The organism is Roseibium sp. Sym1, assembly GCF_027359675.1.
Lineage (GTDB): Bacteria > Pseudomonadota > Alphaproteobacteria > Rhizobiales > Stappiaceae > Roseibium.
Map to the genome: position 1 here is coordinate 122640 of NZ_CP114786.1, position 12483 is coordinate 135122.

Annotated in this window: 13 protein-coding genes; 9 read left to right on the forward strand and 4 right to left on the reverse strand. The window is 61.6% G+C overall.

The features are described from left to right. Positions 1 to 325 precede the first annotated feature (325 nt). The 3 genes from O6760_RS00555 to O6760_RS00565 all read left to right on the forward strand — a co-directional run bounded on the left by O6760_RS00555 (position 326) and on the right by O6760_RS00565 (position 4810). Positions 326 to 1270 carry a helix-turn-helix domain-containing protein gene (locus tag O6760_RS00555; protein ID WP_269583547.1) on the forward strand — a complete coding sequence of 315 codons (945 nt, stop codon included), beginning with the start codon at positions 326 to 328 and terminating at the stop codon, positions 1268 to 1270. A 399-nt stretch (positions 1271 to 1669) separates the two neighbouring features. Further along, on the forward strand, positions 1670 to 3190 hold the full coding sequence (adh, locus tag O6760_RS00560; RefSeq protein ID WP_269583548.1) for an aldehyde dehydrogenase: 1521 nt from the start codon (positions 1670 to 1672) through the stop codon (positions 3188 to 3190). 450 nt (positions 3191 to 3640) lie between these two features. Continuing rightward, positions 3641 to 4810 carry an IS4 family transposase gene (locus O6760_RS00565; protein WP_269583549.1) on the forward strand — a complete coding sequence of 390 codons (1170 nt, stop codon included), beginning with the start codon at positions 3641 to 3643 and terminating at the stop codon, positions 4808 to 4810. 81 nt (positions 4811 to 4891) lie between these two features. On the opposite strand, the gene O6760_RS00570 is transcribed toward O6760_RS00565, so the two are convergent. From O6760_RS00570 to O6760_RS00580, 3 genes are all read right to left on the reverse strand, one after another. Beyond that, positions 4892 to 5248 (reverse strand): hypothetical protein, encoded by a 357-nt coding sequence (locus O6760_RS00570; RefSeq protein ID WP_269583550.1) that lies wholly within the window; start codon positions 5246 to 5248, stop codon positions 4892 to 4894. Positions 5249 to 5386: 138 nt separating this feature from the next. Next, positions 5387 to 6103: an alpha/beta fold hydrolase gene (locus O6760_RS00575; protein ID WP_269583551.1), complete on the reverse strand. Its 717-nt coding sequence runs from the start codon at positions 6101 to 6103 to the stop codon at positions 5387 to 5389. Positions 6104 to 6121: 18 nt separating this feature from the next. Continuing rightward, on the reverse strand, positions 6122 to 6502 hold the full coding sequence (locus tag O6760_RS00580) for a winged helix-turn-helix transcriptional regulator (protein ID WP_269583552.1): 381 nt from the start codon (positions 6500 to 6502) through the stop codon (positions 6122 to 6124). A gap of 475 nt (positions 6503 to 6977) precedes the next feature. Between O6760_RS00580 and O6760_RS00585 the strand changes: the two genes are divergently transcribed. From O6760_RS00585 to O6760_RS00595, 3 genes are read left to right on the forward strand one after another with little or no spacing between them, the layout of a single operon-like run. Further along, positions 6978 to 7592, forward strand: a complete 615-nt coding sequence (locus O6760_RS00585) for a glutathione binding-like protein (RefSeq protein WP_269583553.1) — start codon at positions 6978 to 6980, stop codon at positions 7590 to 7592. Continuing rightward, positions 7589 to 7975: a nuclear transport factor 2 family protein gene (locus O6760_RS00590; protein ID WP_269583554.1), complete on the forward strand. Its 387-nt coding sequence runs from the start codon at positions 7589 to 7591 to the stop codon at positions 7973 to 7975. Before O6760_RS00585 ends, O6760_RS00590 begins: the two co-directional genes overlap by 4 nt. Position 7976: 1 nt before the next feature. Next, positions 7977 to 8195 carry a tautomerase family protein gene (locus O6760_RS00595; RefSeq protein WP_269583555.1) on the forward strand — a complete coding sequence of 73 codons (219 nt, stop codon included), beginning with the start codon at positions 7977 to 7979 and terminating at the stop codon, positions 8193 to 8195. An 86-nt stretch (positions 8196 to 8281) separates the two neighbouring features. Here the strand turns inward: O6760_RS00595 and O6760_RS00600 are convergent, their stop codons facing one another. Continuing rightward, the gene (locus O6760_RS00600) at positions 8282 to 9184 is read right to left on the reverse strand and encodes a LysR family transcriptional regulator (protein WP_269583556.1); all 903 of its coding nucleotides are present in this window, start codon (positions 9182 to 9184) and stop codon (positions 8282 to 8284) included. Between the two features lie 122 nt (positions 9185 to 9306). Here O6760_RS00600 and O6760_RS00605 point away from each other — a divergent pair, with 122 nt between their 5' ends. The 3 genes from O6760_RS00605 (at position 9307) to O6760_RS00615 (ending at position 12480) form a co-directional block, all read left to right on the forward strand. Beyond that, positions 9307 to 10596 carry a M20 family metallopeptidase gene (locus O6760_RS00605; protein WP_269583557.1) on the forward strand — a complete coding sequence of 430 codons (1290 nt, stop codon included), beginning with the start codon at positions 9307 to 9309 and terminating at the stop codon, positions 10594 to 10596. Beyond that, a complete protein-coding gene (locus O6760_RS00610; protein ID WP_269583558.1) occupies positions 10593 to 11411 on the forward strand; it encodes an ABC transporter permease subunit in 819 nt (272 codons plus the stop codon). The genes O6760_RS00605 and O6760_RS00610 overlap by 4 nt, the downstream gene beginning before the upstream one ends. 70 nt (positions 11412 to 11481) lie before the next feature. After that, on the forward strand, positions 11482 to 12480 hold the full coding sequence (locus O6760_RS00615) for a taurine ABC transporter substrate-binding protein (RefSeq protein WP_269583559.1): 999 nt from the start codon (positions 11482 to 11484) through the stop codon (positions 12478 to 12480). Positions 12481 to 12483: the final 3 nt, after the last annotated feature.

A 12483-nucleotide genomic window follows, 5' to 3' on the forward strand; every position in this document is an offset into this window, starting at 1 on the left:
TTACAGCAGACTTAACCCGGCACATCGCAATTCGGTCTATTGTGCGATGTCATGCACTCTCTCGGCTTTGCGGCGTCTTTTTACCTTGCCCGTCTCCCCTTCCGAGCGGCCCCGTGCGGCCCCGCTATCCATGGCCGCAGAAATTCTCCGCCGTCCCGTTGAAGAAATACGGCCGGGCATGTGTCTCAGATCTGAGACACATCGGTTTCCGAAGACGCGCGGGGACTTGAACAGGCCTCTATACAGCGTCATTCTGGGGGATCTTTGAAGCGTTCGCGGGAGGAGCGTATCAAGGGCCCGTCCCTTTTGGTCGAAGAGCGCCGTCATGAAAGAACACGTGGAAACCGTCCTGAAGACCGTGGAATCGCGAACGGCCCCGGCCGTCTCACGGATTGCCGCGTCCTGGCGCCGGTCGATCGAGCGGCACGGTCTGCATCCGGGCGAAAAAAGCGCACCGGTTCGTGTCGACGGCAGCCAGCTGCGCCAGCGCCTGGACAAGACCGGATCCCTCCTGCAGGTCGCGACCCCGAAACTGGACCAGCTGTTCGGACTCGTCGGGCAATCCGGATGCGCCGTTGTCCTGACGGACGCGGAAGGCGTCGTGCTCGACCAGCGCTGCACCGATGCGGATGCGGGTGATTTTCAGGACTGGGGCCTGGCGGCCGGCGCCGACTGGAGCGAGGCCGCCGTCGGCACCAACGGCGTCGGCACCTGCATTGCCGAGGAAAGCACGGTCATCGTGCACCAGAGCGAGCATTTCCTGGCCCGCAATGCCGGCCTGAGCTGCATGGATGCGCCCATCTTCGGCCCCGAAGGCCATCTTGCCGGTGCGCTTGATGTCTCCTCGGCACGATCGGACCAGACCGAAGCCTTCAACCGGCTGATCGCCGCGATGGTTGCCCAGACCGCGCGCCAGATCGAGGTCGACACGTTCCGCGCGGCCTATGCGGACAGCCGCATCGTCTATGCCCACAAGGATGCCAGCGAAGCGGCCATCCTGCTTGCCGTCGACTCCCATGACATCGTCATCGGGGCGACCCGGGGAGCGCGCAAGGCCTTTGGCCTCGGCGCCTCCGGTCCGCTTGCCCCGACGCCTGCCTCCGACTTGCTGGGACGCGAAGACGGCCCGACCGGTTTTGAAAAGGCCGAACGGACGGCCGTCGTCAGGGCGCTGACACGGGCGAAGGGCAATGTCTCCGAGGCCGCCCGAAGCCTCGGCGTCGGCCGCGCCACCCTTTACAGGCGCATGAAACGGCTCGGGGTCGACTGATACCAACCGCAATTAATAGGAACCGATCTGATGTCGTTGTTCCGGTTTGCCGGCAAGGCGCGTTGCGCAGGACGGCCTGGTTGGCCGTTCAAGCGGCGCAACGCCGTCCGGCGGGCCGGAACAGGCCACCGAAGGCCGCGTTTGGAGGCTGTTCTGCCGCGTCGCAGATTTTGGACGATACCCCGTATCGCCCTGCAATCTGCTCCTTGCCGAACAGTCTCCAAACGCGGTCAGATGGGTTCCTATTAAGTGCGGTTGGTATGAGCTTTCGCGGACCTGTCTCAATCCTGAGACACATTGCGCCTGTCAGCTTATCTCCCCCTCTGTGCCAAACACCGGCGCTTCGGCACTCTCTCCTCATCCCCGGTGGAGGACCGGGACATCATGAGGAGGAAATCCATGAACCAGATGACCCAGATCGCGGCTGACACCACGTCGCCGTTCAAGGCCCGCTACGACAATTTCATTGGCGGCAAATTCGTCGCTCCGGTGAGCGGCCGGTACTTTTCCAACATAACGCCGATCTCCGGTGCGGCCGTCTGTGACGTTGCCCGCTCCGACGCGGCCGATGTCGAACTCGCGCTCGACGCGGCCCATGCCGCCAAGGACGGCTGGGGCCGGACCCCGGCAGCCGAGCGTGCCAATATCCTGTTGAAGATCGCCGACCGGATGGAAGCCAATCTCGATCTTCTGGCCAAGGCCGAGACCTGGGACAACGGCAAGCCGATCCGCGAGACCACGGCGGCGGACATCCCGCTTTCCGTCGACCATTTCCGCTATTTCGCAGGCGTGCTGCGCGGCCAGGAAGGCTCCATGTCGGAAATCGACGCGGACACGATCGCCTATCACTTCCACGAACCGCTCGGCGTTGTCGGCCAGATCATTCCGTGGAACTTTTCCATCCTGATGGCCGCCTGGAAACTGGCTCCGGCGCTCGCCGCCGGCAACTGCGTGGTCCTGAAACCGGCGGAACAGACCCCGGCCGCGATCATGGTCCTGGCGGAACTGATCGCAGACCTGCTGCCGGACGGCGTGCTCAACATCGTCAACGGCTATGGCGCCGAGGTCGGCGCGCCGCTGGCAAAATCGAACCGCATCGCCAAGATCGCCTTCACCGGCTCCACCGAGACCGGCCGGATGATCATGCAATATGCCACGGAGAACCTGATCCCGGTCACGCTGGAGCTTGGCGGCAAGTCGCCGAACATCTTCTTCTCCGACGTCATGCGCGAGGATGATGCGTTCCTCGACAAGGCCATCGAGGGCTTCGTGCTGTTCGCCTTCAACCAGGGCGAGGTCTGCACCTGTCCGAGCCGGGCGCTGATCCAGGAAGACATCTACGAGGCATTCATCGAACGGGCGATTGCACGCGTCAAGGCGATCAAGCAGGGCGATCCGCGCCTGCTCGACACCATGGTCGGTGCCCAGGCCAGCCGCGAGCAGCAGGACAAGATCCTGTCCTACCTCACCATCGGCGCAGAGGAAGGTGCGGAAGTGCTGTGCGGCGGAGCGGAAGCCAGGTTCGGGGGTGATCTCGAAGGCGGTTTCTACATCCAGCCGACCATCCTGAAAGGCCACAACAAGATGCGGGTGTTCCAGGAGGAAATCTTCGGCCCGGTCGTCTCGGTGACCACCTTCAAGGACGAAGCGGAAGCCCTCGCCATCGCCAATGACACCATGTACGGCCTCGGTGCCGGCGTCTGGTCGCGCGATGCCAACACCTGCTACCGCTTCGGCCGTGCGATCGAGGCGGGACGTGTCTGGGTCAACAACTACCATGCCTATCCGGCCCACGCCGCCTTCGGCGGCTACAAGCAGTCCGGCATCGGCCGCGAGACCCACAAGATGATGCTCGACCACTACCAGCAGACCAAGAACATGCTGGTCAGTTACAACCCGAACAAGCTCGGCTTTTTCTAAAGGCCCCGCTTCCGGCGACCAGCCTGGCTGCCTCCATGTGCCTGCGATGAGCTCAGGCTGGTCCCGGCTGCCCCTGGTCCCCGATCTGACCCCGGGCAGTGCCAGGGCGGTCTCGAAAGAGGCCGCCCTTTTTCCAATATGCATTATCCGTCGTCATCAACTGTGGTGTGCGCTCTCGTCCCAGAACCTCGCCTTTTCAATGACGGTGAAGAGCGCTACCCCTTCTGATTGTCATCCAGGCCAAGCTTGGTGCGAGCCGGGACATACTTGCGACTCCGCTTGCCGACGCTGTGGGCCTTTTATCAAGGAAGATCTGCTCCTGCCGTTTGTCATCCCCGCGAAAGCGCACAGCTGTCCGGGATTTTAGGGGTGAGTCAAAGTGCACGGCAGACATTTCCTGCGATTGAGGTCAAAAATCTTGTCGCCAAACTTGATTTTTGGAGGCCTGCCGTGCCGTTTATTCGTACCGCCTTTCACCGCGTTTTGGAACCGCTCGACCGTCGTGTGGTGAGCGAGCACAAGGGCAACCACGGTGTTGGCGAGGGAGACGGGGCCTGGACCTGCCAGCGCCATCTCAAGGCCCTGCTGTTCGCCCAACTGGCCGGCCTTTCCAGCCTGCGCGAGATCGAGCAGGCCCTGGCGGCCCGGCCGGAGGCGCTCTACCACCTGGGGCTGAGAGTTCCCGGCAAGTCGACGCTGTCGGACGCCAACGCCGCCCGCCCGGCGGCGGTCTTCCGCGATCTGGCCGGCCACCTGATGAGCGACGTGACCCGCAGGCTGCGCCAGGAAGGCAAGGGCCTGATCGAGCTGATAGACGCCTCGCCGATCCCACTGCGCGATGCCCGCTTCGCTTGGCCGGAGGCCGACAGCCGGGTGCGCGGCCTCAAGCTCTACGTTCACTATGACCCCGAGACGAAGCATCCGACCTGCTTCGACCTGACCTCGCCCAAGGTCAGTGACACGACCCTTGCCCGCGCCATCACCATCACGCCGGGGGCGACTTATGTGTTCGACAAAGGGTTTGCCGACTATTCCTGGTGGTTTGGCCTCCATCAGGCCGGTGCCATCTTCGTCACCCGCCTGAAGAAGAACGCCCGCCGGCGCGAGGTCAGCGCGAACACGGACCAGCTCGAAGCCCCCATCCTCGCCGACAACAGTCTCAAGGTCGGTCACAAGAAGCCCCGTGGCGGGGCGGACAACCCGCTCTTCGGCACAACTTTGCGCGAGATCCTGGTCGAGCGCGAGAACAAGGAGCCTCTGCGGCTGGTCACCAACGACATGGAGCGCTCGGCCGAGGACATCGCCCAACTCTACAAGAAGCGCTGGCAGATCGAGCTGTTCTTCAAGTGGATCAAGCAGAACCTCAAGATCAAGACCTTCCTCGGACGCTCCGAAAATGCCGTCAGGATCCAGCTCTATGTCGCCCTCATCGCCTTCCTCCTGCTCAGGCTGCTGAAGGACACCTGTGCCAAGGCACACAAAGGCACCCTCAAGGATCTCATGGCACGATTGAAAGTCGCCCTCTTCAACCCCCTTGACCTCTCCGCGCGTCAAAAACCCAAACCAAGACCTCCGCGCCTCAGACCACCAAAACCCCAGCTGGAGTTGCAACTCGCATGAAAACCGACTGCACGACAAAAATCCCGGACAGCTGTGCGCGAAAGCGGGGACCAAGGAACCTGCATAGACCGCAATCGCCGATTAGTCTTCTTCCCACAGGTCACCCAGTTTCTCGCCGCCAAGCTCGGTACTTTCGTGCCAACTGACCCAAACTGGTAAATCGCAAAGCCCGATTTCCCGCAATTTGTCAGTTAAAAGTCTAGCTAACATTTTCGGATCGCTGGACAATTTGTGCTTCATAGCATAGCAATCAATCCGCCAATGAGGGTTGAAACCTTCGACGTCATTTGGCCGCCAAACAAAATATCTGGCGATTGGCGTTGAGATTGAACCACTACCAATTTTGTTTCTAAGGGCGTGATAGATTACACCGATCCGTGTTTCGGTAGTTTCGTCGCCTTCTGCCCGATAGATTTCGTTCAGATCAAACTTATGCATACCAATGACCTCGCCAAAATTCGGAGAACACTAGGTATTTAGCTCCACCGGCTCAATGCTTTCTTGAGTCCAATTCGGTCAGTCACGGATCTCAGCAACAAGTTGATCACTACCGATGGAGTGTTCAACGAGACGCCGTCAGGAAATCTCTTCCAGGAGATCCGCCAGCCCTTCGGGTTCCGTCACCATGGCGTCGTGGCCGGTGGCGATCTGCGAGACGGGCCAGCCATGGCGAAGCGCGCGTTTGAGCGCGACCTTGGCAGGTGGATAGGGCGGATCGGTGCACTGGATGTAATGGACCGGCAGGCCGTTACCGAGCGGATGTTTCAGTTCCAGTGCGGTCGTGAAGGTCCGGAACGGATGCGGGGTCAGGCGCGGTTCCAGAAAGGCGACGTCCTCCGGCCTCGTCACACCGAAGCTTTCCGGCGGCGCCGGTGGCAGGCTGAGGCCGCCGCTCGACGTTTCGGCAAGCGCCTTGCGGTCGGCGGCCAGCTCCGGGGGAAGAAGATCGAACCAGGTCTCGCCGCTCTCCAGCATGATCGCGTCCAGATAGACGAGCTTGCCGATCCGTTCGGGAATGACATCGGCGGCACCGGTGACCGGAATGCCGCCGAAACTGTGGCCAACCAGGACGACCTCTTTCAGATCCTCGCAGTCCAGGTGTCGGACGATGTCCTCGACAAAGGTCTGGATGGTGATGTCGGTGTTGATCAGATGCGCGCGTTCGCCGAGCCCGGTCTGGGTCGGCGTGGTGACGCGGTGACCGCGCGCGCGCAGGATATCGGCGACACGTGACCAGCACCAGCCTCCATGCCAGACGCCATGCACGAGCACAAAGGATTTCGATCCCGGCATTGCCCCTCCCCGTCCGGCCTATTCGGCGGCTTCCGCGCCGGCCGCCTGCTGGAAATCGCGCCGCTGTTTCAGCTTGTGGCCGACTTCGACGATCGCTTCCAGCGCCGGGATCAGGTCGTGGCCGAGATCGGTCAGCTCATATTCGACCGAGGGCGGCGAGGTCGGGCGGACATGACGCAGCAGCACACCGCGCTGTTCCAGCTCCGACAGGCGGGCGGACAGGACCTTGCCGGAGACCGGCGGAATGTCGATCTTCAGTTCGTTGAAGCGACGCGGTCCCGCACGCAGGCTCCAGATCACGTTCGGTGCCCAGGCGCCCGCGATCACCTGCATGCACTGGGTCAGGCTGCAGGTCCCGACCGGCTTAGGGCTTCGATTCTTGCGGATCTTGAGAGGCATTTTCCTGTTTCTCTTTTTCGGTCCTGGCTTCGCCCATTTGCGTTGGCTCTCATTTGCCGACCAGGACGACAGCACGTTTGTATCTGGGTGTCACCCCGGACAAGCGCAGCGCGATCCGGGGCCTACTCGCAGTGCCCCTTGCTGAAGCAGATCATGTCTGACCCACTGCATTTCCCAATTGCCAAAGCACTGGCAACGAGTGGGGCCCGGGTCTCCCTCCGGTCGCCCGGGGTGACACGGAGTTGAGAGCAACTGCCTTCGAAAACTTGTCCCAAGTCAGTTTCCCTTGAACGTTCCCCTGGCCCCTTGTTCGCCAGGAACAATGCCACATCAACCACCCATTCCCCGGTTTCATCGCGGTCATCAGGTATCCCGGCGGTAACCCGATAATGAAAGTTACCAATAGAAACCTACTTGTCAATGGTGACTTCAATCAGCACCTTCCGGGCATCACACCACACGAAGGAGCTTACCGATGAAACTGTTCTACAAACCCGGCGCGTGTTCCATGGCCGCCCATATCCTGCTCAACGAGGCCGGTGCGGATTACAGCCTTGAAAAGGTCGACACCGGAGCCGGCCTGACCGAGACCGGCGCGTCTTATTCGACGACCAATCCGCGCGGCTATGTTCCGGCTCTCCAGTTCGACAATGGCGATGTCCTGACGGAAAACGTCGCCATCCTGCACTGGCTGGGCGAACAATTCCCTGGGATTGCCTCAAACAGCGACGGCCAGCCGCTCGACCGGTTCCGCCTGCTGGAACTGCTGAGCTTCCTTTCCTCCGAACTGCACAAGGCCTTCAGTCCGTATTTCTCCGGCAAGGACTTTTCCGACGCCGAGAAAGCCGAACATCTGGACAAGCTGAACGCCAAGTTCGGCCAGTTCGATGCGCTGCTTGAAAAAGGCGGTGACTATCTTCTGGGAGACACGTTCTCGGTCGCCGACGCCTATGCGTTCGTGATCCTGAACTGGACCAACTTCATCGGCGTTTCCCTGGAAGGCTGGCCACGCGTGAAGACCTATGTCGCGCGGATCAGTGCCCGTCCGGCCACCCAAAAGACGCTCACCGAGGAAGGGCTGGCGGCATGAGCAACGCAATCGGCGCGCTGGAAGCCGTGATCTCGGACTATTTCGACGCGCTCTATCATTGCGACACACAGCTATTGCAGTCCGTGTTCCACGAAAAGGCGATCTACGCCACAGCGGACGAAACGCCTCTGCTCTACCGCACCATGGAGGACTACGTGCCGGTCGTCGCCGCGCGCCAGTCCCCGGCATCCCGCGGAGAGACCCGAAAGGATGCGATCGACGAGATCCAGCTTGCGGGGGCCAACACCGCCTTTGCCCGTGTCCGATGCTCGATCGGCGACAAGGATTTCACGGATTTCCTGACCTTCGTCCGGGACCAGGGACGCTGGCAGATCATGTCCAAGATCTTTGAAATCAAACCGCGTGAACAAGGAGGCAGCTGACATGCCCTACGTGAACATCCAGGTCACCCGTGAAGGCGTGACACCCGACCAGAAAGCCAGGTTGATCAAGGGCACGACCGACCTGCTGGCCGACGTGCTCGGCAAGGATCCGATGACCACCTTCGTCGTGATCGAAGAGGTCGCCCTGGAAAACTGGGGCATCGGCGGCCTGCCCGTGGACACGTTCCGCGCAAGACAGGCAGCGGCTTCCGGCCGCTGATCCACATGTGAGCCGGAGAAATCCGGCTCACACGCCCCGGGAACACTCAGGCCCCGGGAGAAGCCGAAGCGCTCACCCGCGCTGTTTCAGCCCCATTCGGTCTCGAGCACTTCCACGATCTGTTGCGCGAACCGGGCCGAAGCGACCGGGAGGGTCCGGCCCTTGAGCTGCGCGACATAAAGCGACCCGTAGGAAACGGATGCTTCCTTCAGCGGAATTGCCGTGGTGTTGTTGTGAAGCGACAGGGCTTTCACGCCGATTTGCAGTTCAAACGCGATCGCACTGCTTCCGGCAACGAAGTTGCGCAGGAAAATATAGCTCTCGGCCTCCACGGACGGCTCCAGCTTGACCGCGAGCCTGTCGGAATAGATCTGGAGGATTTGCCGGACGGCATAGGTCCGTGTCGGCAAGGCCAGCGGATATGCAAGGCAATCGATGAATTTGAGGCTCGTCTCGCCGGACAGCGGGTGGTCGGACGACATCACCGCATGAATCGGCTGGGGCACGGCGACGAGGGTCTGGAAGTCGCTTTGTTTCAAGGGCTCGAAGACGATGGCAAGGTCGGCCGCGTGGTTCAGCAGCGATTGTTCGGCCTCCTCGCCGTCCCGGTTGAGAATGCTGAAGGTGACATCCGGAAAGTCCTTCTGAAAGCGCCGGATCTGCTCGGGCATGAAATATGGCAGGACCGCCTGGCTGCAGGTGACGGTCACATGCCCCCGGCGCAATCCCGACAGATCCGCGATCCGGGACTTGGTCAGCTCGGCTTCGGCGAGCTGCTTGCGGAACATGTCGATCAGCAGTTCCCCGGCCGTGCTCAGGCGCACTCCCCGTCCCAGGCGCTCGAACACGGGCACCTCGAGCTCTTCCTCGAGCGCCAGGATGCGCCTGTTGAGGGCCGAGGGCGTGATTGCGAGCAGTTCGGCGGCTTTGCGGATGGAACCGGTGCGCGCGATTGTGTCGACATATCGATAAACCTTGAGGTTGCGCACTTTGAGCATCCCGATTTGTGTTGCGTTTTTCGTCATACATCCGAGCGAATTTAGCAGCAGAACGCAACACTAAAACCGATTACCGTTTTTCCTATCGGAACAGAAAACGGCAATCGGGGACCATGACTTCAGTTGAACTCAGTGCATTTGAACAGTCGGTCGTCGATCGCATCACCGAGGATTCCTGGCTTCGGCTCGCGACGGATCTGATCCGGTGCGGCCAGCCGAGATCCAGCAACCCGCTGGATCCGGATCAGCCGCATGCCGAAGAGGAAGCCGTTGCCCATATGGTCGCCGGCCAGCTGATGGGAATGGGTTTTTCCGTCGAGATGCCGGTCAAGCGGCACGGCCGGCCAAATGTCGTCGGGCGCCATTCGGGCAGGCCGGACGGTCCCAGCCTGATGATCAACGACCACCTGGACACCTATCCGGTCGTCGAGCCCCACAAGTGGGACATGACCGATTTCGACCCGTTCAAGGCGACCCGCCACGGCAATCTGCTTTATGCACGCGGCACGTCGGACACGCGCGGCAACATGGCAAGCGCTCTTCTGGCCCTGCAGGCGGTCATGGACAGCGATGCCGAGCTTTGCGGTGAACTGATCGCCTGCTTCACCGTCGACGAGGAACGCAACGGCACCGACGGTTCGATCTTCGTCACCGAGGAACTGGGCCTCCGGCCGGATTATTCGATCACCGCCGAGCCGACCGCATGGGGCGGACCGGAGGGCCCGTGGGGCATGGCGATCTCGACCGCCAATTCCGGACATTGCCTCGTGGAAATCGTCCTGAAGGGGGTCAAGGGCCATATCTGGCGCCCCGACATCATTTCGAACCCGATCGTGGAAGCCGGCGGCCTGCTGGCCGACCTGACCAGGATGACGTTCACGCATGTCCCGCACAGGTTCATGGGCCACACGCCTCCGGTCGTCTCGGTGGTGCGCATCCGTGGTGGCCTGGAAGGAGAAATGCAGTTTTCGCCGGACACGTGCGTCATCACCCTCGCCGTCGTCGGCATCGTTCCCGGCATGACGATGGAAAGCGTCCTGGCGGATATCCAGGCGGTCGCACATGCCTCGCTCCAGGGAGGCAACGGCATTTCCGCGGAGGTCCGGCAGGTGCCGGGCTCGCTGTTTGTCGCCGGAACGGAACCGGTCGAGGAGACCGAGGAGCCGGTCAGGACCCTGAAGTCCGTTTACCAGGACATGCGCGGCGAAGCGCCGAGACTGAACCGCAAGAATGCCTTCAACGACACGATCCGGTTTCGGGAAGCCGGCATCAACGCCATCACCTTCGGACCGGGTGAAGACGGCTGGGCGGCGGACAATGAATGGATTTCCATTCCCAAGTCCGTGGAAGCCGCCCGCATTTATGCCGTCACCATCCTGAGATTGCTCGGGGCAACGGGATGACCCGATGGTCCGTCAAAATCCTCGACAGCTTGTGGCAGTACCTGTTCCAGCGCAGCACGCTGCTGTCCGCGCTGACCGTCGCCGCGATGTTCGTCCTTTGGTATTTCGTGACGGCGACCGGCCTTGCCAACAAGCTGTTCCTGCCGGCTCCCGATGCCGTCTGGAACGCCTTCGTCAAGGCCGTAACCAAGGGATATCAGGGCAACACGCTCCAGGCCCATGTCGGCATCAGCCTGTTGCGGATCCTGACCGCGTTCGCGGCCGCCGTACTCGTCGGCATTCCCCTGGGCATCATCATGGGCGTTTCCATCAACGCCCGGGCACTGCTGAACCCGGTCATCGAGTTCTACAGGCCGCTTCCGCCGCTCGGTCTCTACACGTTGCTGGTGATGTGGCTGGGCATCGGCGAGGAAAGCAAGTTCGCCCTGCTGTTTCTTGCCGGGCTGCCGGGCATCATCATCGCGACCACACAGGCCATCTGGCACATCGACCCCCTTTATGTCCGTGCCGCCAGGGGACTGGGCGCCAGCAAGATCGACCTCCTGTGGAATGTCTACCTGCCTGCGGCCGGGCCGACGATCCTCGCCGGCATGCGGATTTCCCTCGGTTTTGTCTACACGGTCCTGGTTGCCGCCGAGATCGTCGCCGCGACCGCCGGTGTCGGCTGGATGATCTGGGACGCGGCGAAATTCCTCCTCAGCGACGTCGTGATCATGGGCCTGATCGTGCTCGGACTGACGGGCGTTGCCCTGGACATGACCATGCGCGCGATCGGCTCACGCCTGATGCCCTGGCTGAACGTCGTGAAGAAATAACGGCTGGGCGGAGGCCAGACCCAAGCCGACGAAAGAAACTTGGCCAAATCTAAGTATGGAGACTGACACCATGAAACGTTTGCTTGCCCTGGCCGCCGGACTGGCCCTTTCGACAGCCGCGAGCGCGGCGGAGAAGCCCGAAAAAGTCACGATCGGGTACCTGAACCTCGTCAATGCGCAGCTCGTGACCAAGAATCTCGGACTGGTCGCGAAGCACATGCCGGACGTGGAAATCGAATATATCAAGGTCGGTGGCGGCGGAGACATGCTGCGCGCGATTGCGGCAGACCAGATCGATTTCGGCGGCCTCGGAAACCCGCCGACGGCGATCGGCGTCGCACGCGGCCTGCCCATCCAGGGCACGATGGTCCTGAACATGCTCGATTTCGTCGAGGCGATGGTGGTGCGCACCGATGCCGGCATCAAGTCGTTCAAGGACCTTGAAGGCAAGAAGATCGCCGCCCCGTTCGGGTCCACAACCCATTACCTGCTCCTGCAGGCACTCGCGGACGAAGGCATCGACCCGGCCGGGATGGATATCCTGGACCTGCGCCCCAACGACATCGCGGTTGCCTGGTCACGGGGTGATCTGGATGCGGCCTGGTTCTGGGAACCCAACCTCGACAAGGCCGTCAAGGATGGCGGCAACATCTTCATGACCTCCGGAATCATGGAAAAGCGCGGCTATCCGACGTGGGATGTCGGCGTGGTGATGAACGAGTTCGCGGAAGCCTATCCGGACTACGTGAAGAAATTCGTGGCCGCCGAATGCGAAGGCATCGACTACTGGATCAACAATCCGGCCGAAACCGCGAAGATCATCGCCGAGGAGCTCGAGCTTTCCCTCGACGACGCGACGCGGATGATGCGCGGCACCGAAATGGTTCCCTGCGACAAGCAGCTGACCGCGCAATATATCGGCACCTCTGAAGCAAGGGGCGGTTTCGTCGACACGCTTGTCGCGACGTCCGACTTCCTGGTCAGCCAGGACCGGTTGCCCGAGGCCCCGTCGCGGGAGACCTTCGAGGCCTTCCTGCATCCCGAGTATCTTGAAGCGGCCGTTGAGTAACAC